The sequence below is a fragment of the Sulfitobacter sp. W027 genome, assembly GCF_025143985.1.
Classification (GTDB): domain Bacteria; phylum Pseudomonadota; class Alphaproteobacteria; order Rhodobacterales; family Rhodobacteraceae; genus Sulfitobacter.
In genome coordinates this window covers 2883931-2902659 of sequence record NZ_CP083564.1, presented here as the reverse complement: position 1 = coordinate 2902659, position 18729 = coordinate 2883931, and the positions used below count along the sequence as shown (strand labels likewise).

The window sequence follows — 18729 nt, the reverse complement described above, 5'->3', positions numbered from 1 at the left end:
CACAGGAAGATCGGCCATGACCAACCCCTGCATCCTCTGCGTCGCCATCACCGGCTCTGTCCCCACGAAATCGGCCAATCCCGCGGTGCCGATCTCGATCTCCGAACAGGTCGAATCCACCCACGAAGCCTATGAAGCAGGGGCCGGTATCTGCCATGCCCATGTCCGCAACGACGATGAAACCCCGTCCTCCGACCCCGAAAAATTCGCCCGGTTGATGGAGGGGGTCAAGGCGCATTGCCCCGGCATGATCATCCAGTTCTCCACCGGCGGGCGCTCGGGCGCGGGGCGGGAGCGGGGCGGGATGCTCTCGCTCAAGCCCGACATGGCCTCGCTCTCGGTCGGGTCCAACAACTTCCCGACGCGGGTTTATGAGAACCCGCCGGAACTGGTCGACTGGCTGGCTTCGGAGATGAAAGCCCATGAGGTCAAACCCGAGATCGAGGCATTTGACCTCAGCCACATCCACAAGGCCGCCGAGATGAACCGCGATGGCCGCATCCCCGGCCAGCTTTATGTGCAATTCGTCATGGGTGTGAAAAACGCCATGCCAGTGGACCGTGAGACCTTCGATTTCTACATCCAGACGCTGAACCGCTTGGCACCCGATGCGCAGTGGTGTGCCGCCGGGATCGGGCCGAACCAGATCGTGCTGAACGAATGGGCCATCGCGGCGGGCGGTCATACGCGGGCGGGGCTGGAGGATAACGTGCGGCTGGACCGCGACAGGCTGGCGCCGTCGAACGCCGCCCTGATTCAGCGGGCGGCTGATTTATGTGCGAAATATGACCGGCCCGTCGCCACACCAGCACAAGCGCGTGAGATCCTCGGCCTGCGGCCGGCATAGGATTGCCGTATGGGCGGCGCTGCGTTGAAATGCGGGGCGGGGCAGCTATGTCCCGTTTCAGCAACCAACAGGAGCCTGAAATGACCCAGACCCGCCGCCATTTCCTTGCCACCTCCGCTGCCGCCGCTGGCATCGTAACCCTGCTGCCCTTTGCCGCCCGCGCTGCTGCGCACAGCGGTGACACATTCGACACAGAGGCAGGCCCGATCACGGTACATCCCGTCGATCACGCCTCCATCGTGTTGGAGACGCCTGCGGGCGTGATCTATGTTGATCCGGTGGGCGAGCCTGCGCAGTACAGCGATTTCCCCGCCGCCGATCTGATCCTCATCACCCATGAGCATGGCGATCACTACAATGCCGACACCCTAGCCGCGCTGGCAGGGGATGAGGTGCAGATCATTACCAACCCCGCCGTTTTTGACATGCTGCCTGAGGCGCTTGCCGCCAAGGCCAGCAAAGTCGCAAACGGCGAAACGACGGAGTTCAACGGCCTGCCGATCAACGCGATCCCGGCTTACAACATCACCGAAGAGCGCAAGAACTTCCATCCCGAAGGCCGCGACAACGGCTATATCCTCGGGTTTGAGGGTTTCCGCGTCTATATTTCGGGCGATACCGAAGACACGCCAGAGATGCGCGGGCTTACCGACATCTCGCTCGCCTTTGTCTGCATGAACCTGCCATTCACGATGGATTCCAACGCCGCCGCCTCGGCCGTGGCGGAGTTCAAGCCGACCTATGTCTATCCCTATCACTTCCGGGGCAAAGACGGCGGTACGCAAGATCCAGAAGAGTTCGCCAAACGCGTCGGCACCGACGTCGAGGTCAAGTTCGGCGACTGGTACGGCAGTTAAGCTCTTTCGGCCACGCCTTAACGGGCGTGGTCAATCACCCGGCCGTCGCCCAGCACGGACTGCTGCATGGGCACGTCCCATGGCATGGGAAAGATCGTATCCAGCGGGCAAAAGATATGGCCCACACCGATCACCCGGGGCATTATGGGCAGCGCTGCAAGCGTTCGGTCATAATACCCGCCGCCATTGCCCAAACGAAAGCCCGCGGCATCAAGTCCCAGCAGCGGTGCAATCACCACATCGGGGGTCAGCGGCGCGGCGGTCTCTGGCACGGGGATATTCCAAACCCCTCGGGTCATCGCGCACCCCGGTGTCCAGCGGTGAAAAGCGACTGGCGCGTCTTTCTCTATGACGACTGGCAGCGCAATCTGCGCCCCGTGGTCGTGCATTTCCCCCATCCAGCCGCGCAGGTCCAACTCCCCCCGGATCGGCCAATAGGCGGCGATGGTCAGAGAGGGGGAGGCCGAGATCAACCGCGTCAATGCCCGCGCCACCCGCGCAGACTGCGCTGCTAGGTGATCCGCCGATAACCCCCGCCGTGTGGCCATGAGCCGGGCCCGTTCCGCGCGGCGAAAGCGGGCCACATCGCGCCGGGTTTCTGGGTCTACGGGCTGGCCGTTCACCAGCAAATGGGCAAAGCAGGGGGCGCTCTCTTTTGTCATATCGGCAGCCTGCCGTGCCGCAACACTGCACGCAAGCGGCGTTTCTTCCCGCTGCATAATGTTTTCATACAGTGATTTCAGATGCCTAGAAGATGCCCCTGCAAAACTGCGAAGTTTTGCTTGATCGGTTTCGACCTGCGGACTAGCGTGACCTGCGACAAATGCGAAACAATGTTTTGCATTGCGAAACAAGTCTCTGGGAGGAGCCGATATGACAATTTTCAAACACCTGAGCTGCGCCGCAGCTCTGGCGCTGGCTGGCGGCGCTGTAAGTGCCGAAACCGTGTTGATTCACGGTGAAGCCGGCCCAAATCGCGGCGCCCGCGCCGATGCGTTGCAGTGGTTCGCCGATCAGGTTGCCGAACGCTCGGACGGTGACATGCGATTCGACATTCAATGGGGTGGGGCGCTGTTCAAAGCCAACGCCGCCGTGCAATCCATCGCCGATGGCGTGGCTGACACAGGCTCGGTCATCGCTGTTTACTACCCGCAGGAAATGGCAGGCTATGGCATCGCTGACCTGCCTGTAAACAACCCCGACGCTTGGGTCGGCATGCGCGCCACGGATGAGCTGATGCGCTCCAGCCAAGCGATCCAAGACGATCTGGCCGACAAGAACCTCGTCTATATCGGCACTTGGACGACATCTCAGGTGAACATCGGCTGCAAGGGCGGCGCGATTAAATCTGTGGGCGATATCTCGGGCAAGAAAGTCCGCGGCGTGGGCGCATACGGCAAGGTCTTCGGCGAGCAGGGCGCGAACATGGTCAACATGTCGATCTATGACGCATACCAGGGTCTCGACACCGGTCTGATCGACTGCTCGCAGGGCTACAGCTATGCCGTCGCGGCGCTGAAACAGGCCGAAGTGATGGACAGCTACACGATCCTCGACTGGGGTCAGGTTGGCGGCCTTGGCATCTTCATGAACAAGGACATGCATGACAGCCTGACGCCCGAGCAGCAGGAAACGCTGGCTTCCGTCGGTTCGGACATGGCGGATGAGTTTGGCCGCATGATCACAGAGGCCAACGAAAAAGCCATCGCTTCGATGAAAGAGCAGGGCGTCGAAGTCATCACCCTGCCCGAAGAAGACCGCACGCAACTCGTTGATGCCGGTAAGAAGTTCCTCGACGAATGGGTGCAAACTGCCAGCTCTGCCGGTCTGCCGGGTGAGGAACTGCTGGAAGAGTACAAAGGCCTCATCACCAAATACACCGAGCAGCGCGACGCCAATGGCTACCCTTGGGAAGCCAAAAGCAACTGATCGCGTAACACTGGGGAGGGGCAGCATATGTTGGTAAATCTAGAGAAAATCCTGTTGAGTTTGGGCGCTTTGGCGGTAATCGCTTTGGGGGTGCTGATCACCTCCAACGTGATCGCTCGTGCGCTTTTTGCCAGTCAGGTGCCCGATAGTGTGACCATGGTGCGCGAGCTCATGGTCGCCGCCATCCTGCTGCCCCTCGCCGCTGCCACCGCAGCCCGTGCGCATGTCTCCGTGGCCTTCGTGACGGACCGGTTTCCCGACCGCGCTCGTTCCGTGTTGATCGTTGCAGGCTCTGCCATCGGTATGCTGGCGCTGGCCCCGCTGATCTATTCCGGCGGGCGCGAGTTCTTTGCCGTGGTGGAGAAGGGCAGCTTTTTCTACGGCGACCTGAACCTGCCAAAATGGCCCGGACGGCTGCTGTTCCTTGTCGGGATGATCGCCACCTTCCTGCGACTGGCTGAACTAACGTGGCGCGATGGGCGCACGGTTCTGTCGGGCGGTGTCGTCTCGGACGAACAACAACATGCTGCTGACCTGATGGTCGAAAAGGACGTGCTGTAATGGATGCCTCGACCATCGGAATGATCGCCTTTGCCGCGGTGCTGATCCTGCTTGCCCTACGCGTGCCAATCGCCTTTACGCTGGCTGCTGTGGCGACCGTCGCCACCTTCTTTATCTTCGCCTTCCGCACCGGCACCTTCATGCCCGAACGCGCGATCAAGGCGACCACCTCAATGGTGTTTTCCAACTCCTTCGACCTCATTCACTCCTACGACCTGTCGATGATCCCGCTTTTCGTGGCGCTTGGACATATCGCCTATCGTGCCGACATCACGACCAAGATTTACCATGCCGCAAAGGTCTGGCTGACCCGTCTGCCGGGCGGCGTTGCGATGGCCAGCGTCATGGGCTGCGGCGGGTTTTCCGCGATCACCGGGTCGTCCATCGCCTGCGCCTCGACCATGGGGAAAATCTGCACGCCCGAGATGCTGCGCATGGGCTATGACCCACGTCTGGCCACGGCCTCGGTCGCGGCGGGCGGTACCTTGGGCTCGCTCATCCCGCCTTCGGTTCTGTTCATCATCTACGGTATCTTCACCGAGACCTCGATCTCCTCGCTCTTCCTTGCAGGCGTGTTGCCGGGCCTTCTGACGCTGGCGGGCTTCATCCTTGTCATCGCCGTCTGGGTCTGGCGCGATCCGGCCATCGCACCGTCGACCGACCAGCGCTACACCACCGGTGAGCGTTGGCAGGCGGCCCTCGAAAGCTGGCCCGCGATCCTGCTTTTCGTGCTGATCATCGGGGGCATCTATGGCGGCATCTTCACCGCGACCGAAGCCGCTGCCGTCTGCGTCGTCTCGGCCACGCTGATCGGTTTCGTACAGGGCAAGCTCAACTGGGCGGGTCTTTGGGAGGCAGTAAAAGAAACCTGTGTGCAGACTTCTGCTATCTTCCTGATTGCTGCCAGTGCCAAGATTTTTGTAGCCTTCGTGGCGCTGACGGGCGTCGCGGGCACCATCGTTGGTTTCGTGTCGGATGCGCAGATGTCGCTTGTCGTGCTGATGCTCTGCATCGCGCTGATCTATCTGCTCTTGGGCATGTTCCTTGATCCCATCGGCATCATGGTCCTGACCCTGCCGCTGATGATCCCGCTGGTGGAAAGCTATGACCTCAACCTCATCTGGTTCGGCGTCGTGGTCATCAAACTGCTGGAAATCGGCCTGATCACGCCGCCCGTGGGCCTGAACGTCTTTGTCATCGCCAATGTGGTGGGCCGCGAAGCGCCGATCGACAAGATCTTCGCAGGCATTACCCGTTTCCTCAGCGTCGATTTCATCGTGTTGATCCTGATCATGTCCTTCCCGATGATATCGCTCCTGATCCCGATGGCGGCGCGATGAAGGACCGCGACGAAACGACAACTGACCGCAAGTTCGCCAATACGCTGGCGCGGGGTCTCGGGATTCTGCGCGCCTTCCGTGCCAGTGACAGCGGGTTGAGCCACGCGCAGATTGCCGAGCGGACGGGGCTGCCGAAACCTACCGTTTCGCGGCTAACTTATACACTGTGCGAACTGGGCTATCTGGCGCATGGCGGGCGCAACGACAAGTTTCGGCTAGGGCCTGCGGCGATTGCGCTCGGCTCGGTCGCCTCGGTCGCGGTCAGCTTTGTTGATATGGCGTCAGATGCGATGCAACAATTGGCGGATGAGACCCGCACGCTGGCGCTGATCGCCGTGCGCGATGGCGACCGGATGATGCTGGTGCGCACATGGCGTCCGCATACCGCCTCGACCATCTGGCTAGAGCCGGGGCACCGCATCCCGGTCTATGGTTCTTCCTCGGGCCTCGCCACGCTGGCCAGTCTGGACGAGAACCGTTTTGACGGGCTGGAGCCGGATGACCGGCTGCGCAATTTCCGCCGTGAGGGGTATGAGCAACTGCTGGCGCAGGGCTTTGTCCTCGCCCCGCCCGAAACCCGCTATGCCCGCAGCATCAACGCTGTGAGCGTGCCCTATTACGCAGGGGAATTCGGAGAGCCTGTGGCCTTCACCTGCGGCGCTTTGCCGGGCGACTTGCCCGACAGCCGCATTCTGTCACAAGTGGGACCAGCGCTGCGTGACGTGGTCAGCGGCATCGAACAACGCACCGGACGGGCACCGGCCCTGTCCCGGCGCGGATAGATCAAGGAGTTACTGATATGACTGACAAGATTGCCTATTCCCGCCATGACGACATCGTCGTGCTGCGCATCGAAAACCCGCCCGTCAACGCGCTGAGCCAAGCCGTGCGGCAGGGGCTGGCCGACGGCATGGACCGTGCCGAGGCTGAAGACGGCGTGCGCGCCGTGATGATCGTGGGCGAAGGCCGCGCCTTCATCGCCGGGGCCGACATCACCGAATTTGGCAAGCCGCCGATGGAGCCGCATCTGCCCAACCTCTGCAACCGGATCGAAGCCTCGCCGCTTCTGGTCGTGGCCTCCATGCATGGCGTGAGCCTCGGCGGCGGTCTCGAAGTGGCCCTCTCGGCGCATTACCGCATCGCTCAGCCTTCGGCGCGTGTCGGTCTGCCGGAGGTGCACCTCGGCCTGATCCCCGGCGCGGGCGGCACCCAGCGTCTGCCGCGTCTGATCGGCGTTGAACCGGCGCTTGATGCGATCACCACAGGCCGCCATATTAAGGCACCGCAGGCGCTTGAGATGGGCATCGTCGACCGCGTGGAGGAGGGCGATCCGCAGGAAGTGGGCCTCGCCTACGTCGGCGAGTTACTCGACAGCGGCGCGGAACGTCGTCCGATCTGCGACATGCCCGCACCCGCGCCCATCAACTGGGATGCCGCATACGAGGCGACGCTGAAGAAAGGCCGCGGCCAGATTTCCCCCGCCGAGGCGGTGCGCGCCGTGCAGGCGGGTGTCGAGAAACCCTTCGAGGAGGGTATGAAGGCCGAGCGCCGCATCTTCTCCGAACTGATGAACACCGACCAGCGCCAGGGCATGATCCATGCCTTCTTCTCCGAACGCGCGGTCAGCAACCTGCCCGAGCTGAAAGGCGTCGAGCCGCGCGAGTTGAAAGCCATCGGCGTGATCGGTGGCGGCACAATGGGGGCGGGCATCGCCACGGCGGCGCTCTTGTCGGGCTTCTCGGTCGTGCTGATCGAGATGAAGGACGAAGCCGCCAAGGCCGCGCACGACCGCATTTCGGGCAACCTGCAGGGCGCGCTGAAACGCGGTAAAATCGATCAGGCGAAGTTCGATCACCTGACTGGTGACGCCCTCAAAGTCTCCACCGAATACGACAGCCTGTCGGACGTCGATCTGGTGGTCGAAGCGGTCTTCGAGGACATGGACGTCAAAAAGCAGGTCTTCGGCAAGCTCGACGCCGTCTGCAAGCCGGGCTGCGTGCTGGCCTCCAACACCTCTTATCTCGACGTGAACGAGATCGCCGCCTCAACCAAGCGCCCCGAGGACGTGATCGGGCTGCACTTCTTCTCGCCCGCGCATGTGATGAAACTGCTTGAAGTGGTTGTCGCCGACAAGACCGCGAAAGATGTGGTCGCTACGGGCTTTGCCCTCGGTAAGGCGCTTGGCAAGATCAGCGTCCGCGCGGGCGTCTGCGATGGCTTCATTGGCAACCGCATCCTCGCCACCTACCGCACCGCGGCGGACCACATGGTGCTGGACGGCGCCAGCCCCTACAAGATCGACGCGGCACTTGAGAAATTCGGCTTTGCCATGGGCCCCTTCGCCGTGGCCGATCTCGCTGGGCTCGACATCGGCTGGGCCACGCGCAAGCGCAAGGCCGCCACGCGCCACCCCGAGGAGCGTGTACCGACCTATATCGACCGGCTCTGCGAACAGGGGCACTTCGGCCAGAAGACCGGCCAAGGCTACTACATTTACGAGAAGGGCAAACGCGGCGGCACGCCGAACCCGGAAATCACCCGCCTGATCGAAGAAGAGCAGAAGGAACGCGGCATCACCCCGCGCGAGTTCACCGAGGCCGAAATCGTGCGCCGCTATATGTGCGCCATGGTCAATGAGGCCGCCAAGGTGCTGGAAGAGGGCATCGCCAAACGCCCGCTCGACGTGGATATGACGCTGCTCTTTGGCTACGGCTTCCCGCGTTATTGGGGTGGCCCGATGAAATGGGCCGACATTCAGGGCCTGCCCAACGTCCTCGCCGCGATCGAAGGCTTTGCCGAGAAAGACCCTTGGTTCTGGAAACCAGCGCGGCTGCTGGTCGAACTGGTCAAGACCAACCGCAACTTTGATGATCTGAACAAGGAAGCTGCCAAATGAAACAGGCCGTAATCGTCTCTGCCGTCCGCACCGGGCTGGCCAAATCCTTCCGCGGGTCATTCAACATGACCCATGGTGCCACCATGGGCGGCCATGTCGTTGCCGAAGCCGTGAAACGCTCGGGCGTCGATCCTTCGGCCATCGAAGACGTGATGATCGGCTGCGGCTACCCCGAAGGCGCAACTGGCTCGAACATCGCGCGCCAGATCGCTCTGCGCGCTGGCCTGCCGGTGACCGCCTCGGGCGTGACCGTGAACCGCTTCTGCTCGTCGGGTCTGCAAACCGTCGCCATGGCCGCCAATGCGATCTGCATGGAGGGCGCAGGCCCGATGGTTGCAGGCGGGGTCGAAAGCATCTCGCTGATCCAGCCGGATGTGAAATCGGTCAAGGAAGCCTGGCTTCTGGAGCATAAGCCCGAAGTCTATATGGCGATGATCGACACCGCCGACATCGTCGCCAAACGCTATGGCATCTCACGCGAGGATCAGGACGCCTACGGTCTGCGCAGCCAGCAGTTGATTGCCGCCGCGCAAGAGGCCGGTCTCTTCGACGACGAGATCGTCCCGATGCAGACCACCATGGGCGTGCAGGACAAGGAGACCAAGGAGATCTCCACCCGCGAGGTCACTGTGGACCGCGACGAATGCAACCGGCCCGGCACCACGCTCGAAGGGCTTGCAGGCCTGACGCCCGTGCGCGGCGAGGGGGCCTTCATCACAGCGGGCAACGCCAGCCAGCTTTCCGACGGTGCCGCGGCCCTCGTGCTGATGGACAGCAAAGAGGCCGAGCAGCAGGGCCTGCAAGCCATGGGCGCGTTCAAAGGCTTCGCCGTCGCGGGCTGCGAACCTGACGAAATGGGCATCGGCCCGGTCTTTGCCGTGCCACGTCTGCTGGAGCGTCATGGGCTGACTGTCGATGACATCGACATCTGGGAGCTGAACGAAGCCTTCGCCAGCCAAGCGCTTTACTGCCGCGACAAACTGGGCATCGACCCCGACAAATGCAACGTGAACGGCGGCTCCATCGCCATCGGCCACCCCTTCGGCATGACCGGGGCGCGGATGACCGGCCACATCCTGCGCGAAGGCCACCGCCGAGGCGCGAAACTGGGTGTCGTGACGATGTGCATCGGCGGCGGCATGGGGGCGGCTGGCCTCTTCGAAATCTACTAAAGGGGACCGACATGGACCTGAGCTATACAGACGAAGAACGCGCCTTCCGCGAGGAGGTGCGTCAATTCCTCGCCGAGAAACTGCCCAAGGAACTCTCCGAGAAGGTGCGCCGCGGGCGAGAGCTGACGAAGGACGATCACGAACGCTGGCACGCCATCCTGAACGATCAAGGCTGGCTGGCCACCAACTGGCCCAAGGAATTCGGCGGGGCCGCGTGGAATGCCGTGCAGCGCCATATTTTCGAGGAAGAGGCCGCCGCCCATCACGCGCCGCGCATCGTGCCCTTTGGTCTCTCGATGCTGGCGCCCGTCTTGCAGAAGTTCGGCTCGAAGGAGCAGCAGGACTACTGGTTACCGCGCATCCTCTCGGGTGAAGACTGGTGGTGTCAGGGCTATTCCGAGCCGGGCGCCGGGTCGGATCTGGCCTCGTTGAAGACCACCGCGGTCAAGGATGGCGACCACTACATCGTCAACGGCCAGAAGACATGGACCACCCTCGGCCAGCACGCCAACATGATCTTCTGTTTGGTGCGCACCGATAAAGACGTGAAGCAGCAGGAAGGGATTTCCTTCCTCTTGATCGACATGGACACCCCCGGCATCACCGTGCGCCCGATCATCCTTTTGGATGGCGGCGCTGAGGTGAACGAGGTGTTCTTTGATGATGTCAAAGTCCCTGCCGAGAACCTCGTTGGCGAAGAGAACAAGGGCTGGACCTACGCCAAGTATCTCCTGACCCACGAGCGCACCAACATCGCGGGCGTGGGCTTCTCCCAAGCCGGTCTGGCGGCGGTGAAACGCATCGCCAAATCCGAAATGGCCGGGGGCCGCCCGCTGATCGAGAATCCGCATTTCGCCGCTCGTGTGGCGCAGGCAGAGATTGATCTGATGGCGATGGCCACGACCAACCTGCGCATCATCTCCAAGGCCGCCGCAGGGCAGGCACCGGGGGTGGAAAGCTCCATGCTCAAGGTTAAAGGCACGATTATTCGTCAGGAAATCAACGATCTGGCGCGCCGTGCGGCTGGCGTCTATGCGATGCCCTTCGCCTCGGAAGCGGTCGCGGGCAGCAACGATGCGCTGCCTGACCCGAATGAGGCCGGCCCGGTGGCCGCGCAGTATTTCAACAACCGTAAGCTGTCGATCTTTGGCGGCTCTAACGAAATCCAGCGGCAGATCATCGCCAAGACAACGCTGGGAGGTGCAAAATGAATTTCGACCTGACCGAAGAACGCCAGATGCTGCAAGACAGCCTGCGCCGTTTCCTGCGGGATAAGTACGACACCGCCACGCGCAACGGCATTCTGGAAAGCGAAGCAGGCTTCTCTGCTGATATCTGGAACGGCTTGGCCGAATTGGGCGTCATCGGCGCGCTGTTCACCGAAGAGCAGGGCGGCTTTGGTGGCGCGGGTTTCGACATTGCAGTGGTGTTCGAAGAACTGGGCCGCGCCGGTGTGGTCGAGCCCTTGCTCGACAGCGCCGTGCTGGCTGGCGGCTTGGTTGCCGATCTTGGCAGTGAAACGCAGCAGGAGCATATTGAGGCGCTGATCGGCGGCACGTTGCAACTGGCCTTTGCCCATGGCGAGCCGACCAGCCGCTATGACCTTGAGCGCGTCTCCACCACCGCGTCGCAAAACGGCGGTGACATCGTGCTGAACGGTCGCAAAGCCGTCGTCGCCAATGCCGAGGCTGCCGATATGCTCGTCGTCTCTGCCCGCGAAAGCGGAGAGGCTGGCGATCAGGCGGGCATTTCGCTGTTCCTTGTGCCAGCGGATACCAAAGGGCTCACCGTCACGGGCTATGCCCTGCTGGCCGGTGGCCGCGCCGCCGAAGTCACGCTGGACGATGTGAATCTGCCCGAAAGTGCCCGCTTGGGCGAGGCTGGCAAGGCGTTTGACGCCATCGAGGCCCGTGTGGCCGTGGCGACCACCGCGCTCTGCGCGGAAACGCTGGGCGCGATGGAAACCGCCTGCGATCTGACCCGCGAATACCTCGGCACGCGCAAGCAGTTCGGCCGCCCGATTGGCAGCTTCCAAGCGCTGGCGCACCGCATGTCGGACCTGCTGATTGACCTCGAACAGGCGCGCTCTGCCGTGATCAATGCCGCAGGCCATCTGGCCGATGACCGCGCCAGCCGCGAGCGGCATGTCTCAGCGGCCAAGAACCTGATGGGCCGTGTCGGGCGTCTGGTGGCCGAAGACACGATCCAAATGCATGGCGGCATCGCCATGACGCAGGAGTATGAACTCGCGCATATCGCCAAACGCATCACCATGGCGGACCACCGCTTTGGCGACACTGACCATCATTTGGAGCGGTTCATTGCACTATCCGCCGCATGAGGCACCGACCAGCGGGGTTCAGCAGCTTATCGGGTTTCGGCCCGATCTGTCGAACCCCGATGGCAGCACCCGCGTTACACTCGACCTTGGCCCGCAGCACCTGAACGTCTCAGGTGTGCTGCACGGCGGCTTGCATACGCTGCTATTGGATGTGGCCACGGGCTTTGCCTGTGCGCGGCACTGCGCGATGAGCGGGCCCTTCGTGCCGATGCTGACCCTGTCGCTGACCACCGATTACATCTCGGCGGTGCGCGAGGGGCGGGTTGTGGCGACAGGCCGTGTCACCGGTGGGGGCTTTAAGATCCTCTATGCCGAGGCGCAGCTCCACGACGCCGAAGGCAAGCTGCTGTCGCGGGCGACGGGCGTGTTCAAGAGGGCCAAGACATGAGCGCGCGGATCGAGGACCTTGGCGACCGGTTGATCGTCTGGAACGGCAATGCTGAGAAACGTGGTGCGTTGACGCCGGCACTTTACGAGGCCATCGCCGAAGCCATGCGTTTGGCCGAGGAGCCGCGCATCCGTGCGGTGATCCTCACTTCTGAAGGGCGGTTCTTCTGCGCCGGGGGCGACCTTAACGTGCTGATCGAGCGGCGCAAGCTGACCGAGGAGGTGCGCCGCGAGCGGGTGGATGCGCTGCATAGTCTGGTGCGGTCGATCCGCGCTTGCCCGGTGCCCGTCATCGCCGCCGTCGAAGGTGGAGCTGCCGGGGCGGGGATGTCTTTGGCGCTGGCCTGCGATTTGATCGTGGCCTGCGAAGAGGCGCAGTTTACCGCCGCCTATGTGAAGGCCGGTCTGGTGCCGGACGCCGGACTGACCGCATCGCTGGCACGGCTGTTGCCGCGCCCCTTGGCGATGGAGATGTGCCTTTTGGGCCGCCCCGTCATGGCCATGCGTTTTGCTGAACTGGGCGCGGTCAACCGCATCTGCGCCAAGGGCAAAGCCTTGGATGAAGCCTTGATGCTGGCCGACACGCTGGCCGCGGGGCCGCGTGCGGCACAAGCTACGATCCGGCAGTTGGTGGCACAGGCCTATGAGACCGAGGAGGCCGCACAACTCGACGCTGAGCGCAACGCCATGGCCCATGCAGCTGGCGGGGATGAGGCCGCCGAAGGGATCGCGGCCTTTTTGGATAAACGTAAGCCCCGGTTTTAAATCGGGCGGCGGCACTCGGAGGAGGGCGTCGCAGATAGGCAGGAGGAGACACCCATGAATGCCAGGGTACAGGATTTTCTAGCTGAGCAATTGGCGACCCGACCAGAGGCACCCGCGCTGAGCGATGCCAGCGGTGCCGCGTGGAGCTACGCCGATCTGGACCGTGCGCGCGTGGCTTTGGCCGCTGAGTTGCGCAGCGCGGGTGTGCAGGCGGGCGACCGCGTGCTTTTGATGGTGGAAAACTGTGTTGCGGCGGTGGCCTCGCTCTATGCCGCGTGGGAGTTGGACGCGGTGGCGATCCCCGTCAATGCCCGCCAGACCGAAGCCGAAGTCACCCGCATCATCGATCACGCCACCCCGGCGGCGGTGCTGCTGACCTGCGATGTCTCGCCCGAAGCGGCGGCCCACGCGGCGCGGCTGAACGCACGTGAGGTCTCGGGCACTTTCGGCAGCCTGCACCTTTCCACACCGCTCCCCAGCAGTCCCGATGCTGATCTGCATGACGTGGCGGTGCTGCTCTATACCACCGGCACCACGGGCGACCCCAAGGGCGTGATGCTGACCCATTCCAACCTGCGCTTTGGCGCGCGGGCCTCGGCGGACCTGCGACAGATGGTGCCGGGCGATGTGGTCTATGGCGTGCTGCCGATGACCCATGTTTTCGGTTTGGTGTCTGTCTTGATGGCGGCGGTGAGTTCTGGCGCGAAGGTCCGGCAGGAGAGCCGCTTCTCGGCGGCGAAGCTCCACGCGGCGACCCACGAAGACGTGACGATCCTTCCCGCAGTGCCGCAGATGCACGCGCTGGTGATGCAGTACTCGCGCGAGCGCGGGATGCCCAAACTGGAAAGCCCCACGCTGCGCTATGTTTCATCAGGCGGCGCACCGCTGGACCCGGCGTGGAAACGCAAAGCCGAGGCGTTTTATGAACTGCCGCTGCAAAACGGCTTTGGCATGACCGAGACATGCTCGGGCGCCTCGGCCACCACCAACGCGCTTGGCTCGCCCGATACGTCGGTCGGACCGGTCACGCCGGGCACCGAATGCAAGATCGACGACCAAGCCCCCGGCGGCAATGGCGCGGGCGAGGGTGAAGTGCTGGTGCGCGGCCCGCATGTGATGAAAGGCTACTACCGCAACCCGACCGAGACCGACAAAGCCATCGACGCCGAGGGCTGGCTGCACACCGGCGATCTGGGCAAGCTCGATGAGAATGGGCGGTTGCACATCCTCGGGCGCAGCAAGGAATTGATCATTCACGGCGGTTTCAACGTTTATCCGCCCGAGGTCGAAGCCGCGTTGAACGATCACCCGCGCGTGGTGCAATCGGCCGTGGTCGGACGGCGGCGCGAAGGCGATGAAGAGGTGCTGGCCTTCGTGCAGGTGGCACCGGGGGACGAGGTGACCGCAGAGGAGTTGCGCAGTTTCGTCAAAGAGCGGTTGACCGGCTACAAGCGGCCCGCGCAGATCATTGTGGCCACGGACCTGCCCGCTGCACCCACGGGCAAGATCCTGAAACATCGTCTGCTGACGACCTTTGCCGACCGGCTGGAGGGCTAGGCGCGACTTGAACCGCGCCCGGCCAGATCAAACATAGGTGCCTTCGGCGGCGGCGCGGATCGCGCGGATGTTCTCGCCGTAAGGCGCGGGGTCGCTGACCGAGCCGCCCTTGAAAACGGCGGATCCCGCCACCAGCACATCGGCTCCGGCCTGCGCCACCAGCGGCGCGGTCTTGGGGTCGACGCCGCCGTCGATCTCAATATGCACGGGCCGGTCGCCGATCATCGCGCGCAATTCGCGGATTTTGGCTGTCATGTCGATGAACTTCTGCCCGCCGAAGCCGGGGTTCACGGTCATCACACAGATCAGGTCGACCATGTCGAGCAGTTCGGCCACCGCGCTGGCTGGCGTGCCGGGGTTGAGTGCCACACCCGCTTTCGCGCCCGCGCCGCGGATCGCCTGAAGCGTGCGGTGGATATGGGGGGTGGCCTCGACATGGGCGGTGATCACATCGGCGCCGGCCTTGGCGAAGGCTTCGATATAGGGATCGACCGGGGCGATCATCAGATGCACGTCCATCACGCCCTTGATGTGGGGCCGGATCGCCGCGCAGGTGGCGGGGCCGAAGGTGATGTTGGGCACGAAATGCCCGTCCATCACGTCCACATGCACCCAGTCCGCGCCTTGCGCCTCGATGGCTTCGCATTCGGCGCCGAAGTTGGCGAAATCGGCGGCAAGGATGGAGGGGGCGATCTTGATCGAACGGTCGAATGTCATGGGGCAGCCCTTTGTTGCAGAGGTTGGCTTCTCTTAACGGCTGCGCGCTTTTTGCGAAAGGGGTTAGAGGTCGAGTTCCAGCACACCGCCTGCCTCTGCCGCGCGGGATTGGCAGAGGATGATCGCGCCTTCGCGTTGCTTGGCGGAGAGCACGAAGTCGCGGTGTTCTACCGCGCCGCCCCGCAGGCCGCATTTACAGACGCCGCAGATGCCATCGCTGCATTTCAGATCCACCGGCACCCCCGCCGCAATCAGCGCGTCGGCGGCTGTTTCCTCGGCAGAGACGGCGACCTCGCGGCCAGAGCTGAGTTTCAGCGTGAAGGGGTGATTGACGTAATCCGGCACTTCGGGGGTTGAGAAATATTCCAGATGCCGCGCGCCTTCGGGGATGCCTGCGGCCTCGGCGGCTGCCATGACCGATTGCATGTAGGCGTCCGCGCCGCAGGTGTAGACATGGGTGCCGGGTGCGGCGCGGTCCATGAGGGCGGGCAGGTCGGCGCGGGTGCTCTCAGACGAGATATGCAGGTGCACGCGGTCGGCCCAAGGAGCCTGCACCAGTTCTTCGGCAAAGGCGGCGGCTTCGCGGTCAGTGGCCGAGTAGTGCAGATCAAAGGGCCGCCCAAGGGCGTGCAGGCGATGGGCAAAGGCGATCATCGGTGTGATGCCGATGCCGCCGCCCATGAGCAGGCTATGCGGCGCGTCCTCGGCCAGTTCAAAATGGTTCACCGGCTTGCCGACAAAGATGCGCCGCCCCTTGGTGAAGACCCGGTGGAGCAGGGCTGATCCGCCCCGGCCCGCGTCTTCGCGCAGTACCGCGATGCGATAGCGTTTGCGGTCACTCGGATCACCCAGCAGGGAATAGGGGCGCAGGAATTCGGGCGCGACGACCAGATCAAGATGCGCGCCAGCGGTCCATGCGGGCAGGTCGTGGCCTTCGGGGTGGGCGATGTCATAAAGTGCCGTGGTCGCGTTCAGGTGGGTGACTTGCGTGATGCGCAGGTCAAGCACGGGGGTGTCGCTGCCGACCTTGTAAAGATGCAAGTGATCGGTCTCGCCCGCTGCAGTCTTGCGGCGGTGTTCGTCGGCGCTGAGCAATGCGGCATGTGCCTTGATCCCGGCCTCGCGGTTCATCGGGTCGGGATAGGGCCAAGGGTGCGGGGCCAGCGGGGCGGGGTAGACGGCGAGTGTCTGGTCTTCGAATTTGAGGTCGAGATCGGGTTGCAGATCGCGCGCGTTCACCGGCTGCGCGGGGGTGTCGAACCGGCCCGTGGCGTCGCGCTCAATGTCCCACCACCATTTCTTCACCGGGTTCAGACGGCCCTTGCCGACCTTGTCATCCAGCTTGGCCAGAAGCGGTGCGGCGGCGGGGATGTTGGAGGCGACCCAGCGGAAAGGCGCTTCGGCGAAGAGCCCCTCAAGGTTCCATGGGCAGGTCTTCATGCAGCGCCCGCACATCGCGCCGCCTTGGTTGGTGATCCGGTAGGTAGCGCATTTCTGGCTGTCAGATTTCCAGATTTCGTAGCCGTTGAACATACGCTTTGGCCCGGCGGTGATCGCCCCCGAGGGGCATTCACGGGCGCATTTGTTGCAAGCCTCGCAGAATTTTTGCAGGCCAAAGTCGATAGGTTTGTCGTGGGCGACGGGTAGGGTGGTGGTGACCACGCCGGATTTCAGGCGCGGGCCGAGGAAGGGGTTCAGGATCACTTCGCCGATGCGAGAGACTTCGCCCAAGCCCGCAAGCAACAAAAGCGGCGGTTGCAGCACGTCGCCATCCATCACCGTATGCGCTTTGGCGGAATGGCCGAGGTTGCGCAGATGCTGGGCCATCACGCCACCCAGCATCGAGAACCGCAGATAGGCCCGCATGGATTGCGACACGGCGATCCAGTCGTCGCCCGAGGAACCTTCCATCGTGTCGAAGCCTTGGTCGATGATAAGGCTCAGCGCTTGGTCATGCGGCGGGGTGATCGGGGTGCCGGTGGCGTCGTGGCTGTACCATGTCCAATCGGGGCAGGCAGAGAGGCCCGCAGCATCGGCCCCCAGAAAGTAGCTTGCCGCTTTAAGGTTCGCGGCATTGCGGGCGCTGTCCGCCATAGCGGGCGCGGCGTCGTTCACCGGGCCATCTTGCAGCAAGATCAGCGCGCCCAGCAGCCGGCGCTGCGCGGCGGAGGGAGCGGATTTGACTACATGGTGCCCGCCTTTCATGGCGTTCTGCACCTTTGGCCCCATGTCGCCGAACTGCCCGCGTGCGAAAAGATCCCCGCGTTTCGGCACGCGCGGGACATTGGGCGCGTCGATATAGGTGGTCGGCTCGTCCACCCGTTTTAGCGTCTCAAACGGATGCGGCCCTGCGGCATAGTCGCGCCGCGCGTAGGGGTCGACATCGCGGGCGCTGACCCCGCCGTGGGTGCCAAGCTGCCAATGCGGGCCTTTGAGCACCGACCACGGTTGTTCGGAGAACGGAGCGAGCGGCATATCGGGCGCGAGGTCCATGTCGGTGGTAACAACCGCCAACCCGAAGCGTGAACCGATCCACGGCGCTTGCGGCCTACCGTCTTCCCAAACCGCCAACCCCGCCGCCACGGCCAGTTGGCCGAGGTTCACATCGGCGGTGGTGGCGGAGTGCACCTTGGCCGCGAAGCCCAACTGACGGATGTATTCCGCCAGCACGGTGGCGTTTTCGGTGCCGCGCAGGCAGGCGCGCTCGGCTTGGGCGTCGATGATCCAATCGCTGCCCGGCTCACCCGCGCGCGGGTCACGGGGGTAGGCGGTGAGGATCACCAGCGCGTGGCTGTGACGGTCGATTGCGGTTTCGGGCGCGTCTACCGCGTCGCGCAGGTTCGCCATGATGACATCCACCCCGGCGGCGAGCGTCTTGGTCTGGCGGCTGCGCAGTCCTTCAGCCAATTGCGCGGTACCTTCGCTGCGGCGGGGCGTGGCTAGATGCGCCTCTTGCGGCAGGGCGCAGATGCCCATCATCGAGGCGTCGTTGTAATAACCGAATGATTTGAGGTGATTGGCCCGCTCGGCCAAACTGTCGGGGATGACCGCGCCCGCCGTATTGATCGGCCCATCCCGAAGCACGTCCATCATCGCCTGAAAGGGCGCCATGGCGTTGCAGATGCTCTGCGGCGTCTCGGGCCGCTCAAACCGCAGCACCGGCATGGGCGCGTCCGGCAGTTGGTCATGCGGGGCATGCAACCGGCGCAGCCGCTCCGACGGGAAGGGGCCGAGGTGCATGGGGCGGGTCTTGGATGAAAAGAGCTTCATGGCAAATCGATGCCATGCTTTGAAATGATATGCCAGTCCCGGTTGTGGCCGCTGAGGGCGCTCTCGCTTGACTTTCGGCGTGGCCGCCGA

Annotated in this window: 16 protein-coding genes; 13 read left to right on the top strand and 3 right to left on the bottom strand. The window is 63.5% G+C overall.

Annotated features, from left to right (window positions below; translation table 11 throughout):
• Window positions 1-16 precede the first annotated feature (16 nt).
• Complete coding sequence (locus K3759_RS14230; protein WP_259982761.1) at window positions 17-847, top strand: 3-keto-5-aminohexanoate cleavage protein; 831 nt, start codon at window positions 17-19, stop codon at window positions 845-847.
• A gap of 80 nt (window positions 848-927) precedes the next feature.
• Window positions 928-1704 carry an MBL fold metallo-hydrolase gene (locus K3759_RS14225; RefSeq protein ID WP_259982759.1) on the top strand — a complete coding sequence of 259 codons (777 nt, stop codon included), beginning with the start codon at window positions 928-930 and terminating at the stop codon, window positions 1702-1704.
• A 17-nt stretch (window positions 1705-1721) separates the two neighbouring features.
• Here K3759_RS14225 and K3759_RS14220 read toward each other — a convergent pair whose 3' ends face one another.
• Window positions 1722-2366, bottom strand: coding sequence for a 5-formyltetrahydrofolate cyclo-ligase (locus K3759_RS14220; protein WP_259982758.1), 645 nt, complete (start codon window positions 2364-2366; stop codon window positions 1722-1724).
• Between the two features lie 211 nt (window positions 2367-2577).
• Here K3759_RS14220 and K3759_RS14215 point away from each other — a divergent pair, with 211 nt between their 5' ends.
• From K3759_RS14215 to K3759_RS14165, 11 genes are read left to right on the top strand one after another with little or no spacing between them, the layout of a single operon-like run.
• Window positions 2578-3633, top strand: a complete 1056-nt coding sequence (locus tag K3759_RS14215; protein WP_259982756.1) for a C4-dicarboxylate TRAP transporter substrate-binding protein — start codon at window positions 2578-2580, stop codon at window positions 3631-3633.
• Between the two features lie 27 nt (window positions 3634-3660).
• The gene (locus K3759_RS14210; RefSeq protein ID WP_259982754.1) at window positions 3661-4194 is read left to right on the top strand and encodes a TRAP transporter small permease; all 534 of its coding nucleotides are present in this window, start codon (window positions 3661-3663) and stop codon (window positions 4192-4194) included.
• On the top strand, window positions 4194-5534 hold the full coding sequence (locus K3759_RS14205; protein WP_259982753.1) for a TRAP transporter large permease: 1341 nt from the start codon (window positions 4194-4196) through the stop codon (window positions 5532-5534). Before K3759_RS14210 ends, K3759_RS14205 begins: the two co-directional genes overlap by 1 nt.
• The gene (locus K3759_RS14200; RefSeq protein ID WP_259982751.1) at window positions 5531-6316 is read left to right on the top strand and encodes an IclR family transcriptional regulator; all 786 of its coding nucleotides are present in this window, start codon (window positions 5531-5533) and stop codon (window positions 6314-6316) included. Before K3759_RS14205 ends, K3759_RS14200 begins: the two co-directional genes overlap by 4 nt.
• A 17-nt stretch (window positions 6317-6333) precedes the next feature.
• A complete protein-coding gene (locus K3759_RS14195; protein ID WP_259982749.1) occupies window positions 6334-8430 on the top strand; it encodes a 3-hydroxyacyl-CoA dehydrogenase NAD-binding domain-containing protein in 2097 nt (698 codons plus the stop codon).
• On the top strand, window positions 8427-9602 hold the full coding sequence (locus K3759_RS14190) for an acetyl-CoA C-acyltransferase (RefSeq protein ID WP_259982747.1): 1176 nt from the start codon (window positions 8427-8429) through the stop codon (window positions 9600-9602). Before K3759_RS14195 ends, K3759_RS14190 begins: the two co-directional genes overlap by 4 nt.
• An 11-nt stretch (window positions 9603-9613) precedes the next feature.
• Window positions 9614-10813, top strand: coding sequence for an acyl-CoA dehydrogenase family protein (locus K3759_RS14185; protein WP_259982745.1), 1200 nt, complete (start codon window positions 9614-9616; stop codon window positions 10811-10813).
• Window positions 10810-11943 carry an acyl-CoA dehydrogenase family protein gene (locus tag K3759_RS14180; RefSeq protein WP_259982744.1) on the top strand — a complete coding sequence of 378 codons (1134 nt, stop codon included), beginning with the start codon at window positions 10810-10812 and terminating at the stop codon, window positions 11941-11943. The genes K3759_RS14185 and K3759_RS14180 overlap by 4 nt, the downstream gene beginning before the upstream one ends.
• Window positions 11924-12331, top strand: a complete 408-nt coding sequence (locus K3759_RS14175) for a PaaI family thioesterase (RefSeq protein ID WP_259982743.1) — start codon at window positions 11924-11926, stop codon at window positions 12329-12331. The genes K3759_RS14180 and K3759_RS14175 overlap by 20 nt, the downstream gene beginning before the upstream one ends.
• Entirely contained in the window at window positions 12328-13095 is a 768-nt protein-coding gene (locus K3759_RS14170; protein WP_259982741.1) for an oxepin-CoA hydrolase, alternative type, read from the top strand. Before K3759_RS14175 ends, K3759_RS14170 begins: the two co-directional genes overlap by 4 nt.
• A gap of 54 nt (window positions 13096-13149) precedes the next feature.
• Window positions 13150-14652: a class I adenylate-forming enzyme family protein gene (locus tag K3759_RS14165; protein ID WP_259982740.1), complete on the top strand. Its 1503-nt coding sequence runs from the start codon at window positions 13150-13152 to the stop codon at window positions 14650-14652.
• Between the two features lie 27 nt (window positions 14653-14679).
• Here the strand turns inward: K3759_RS14165 and rpe are convergent, their stop codons facing one another.
• Entirely contained in the window at window positions 14680-15369 is a 690-nt protein-coding gene (gene rpe, locus K3759_RS14160; RefSeq protein WP_259982738.1) for a ribulose-phosphate 3-epimerase, read from the bottom strand.
• A gap of 63 nt (window positions 15370-15432) precedes the next feature.
• Window positions 15433-18639, bottom strand: a complete 3207-nt coding sequence (locus K3759_RS14155; protein WP_259982736.1) for a 4Fe-4S double cluster binding domain-containing protein — start codon at window positions 18637-18639, stop codon at window positions 15433-15435.
• Window positions 18640-18729 lie beyond the last annotated feature (90 nt).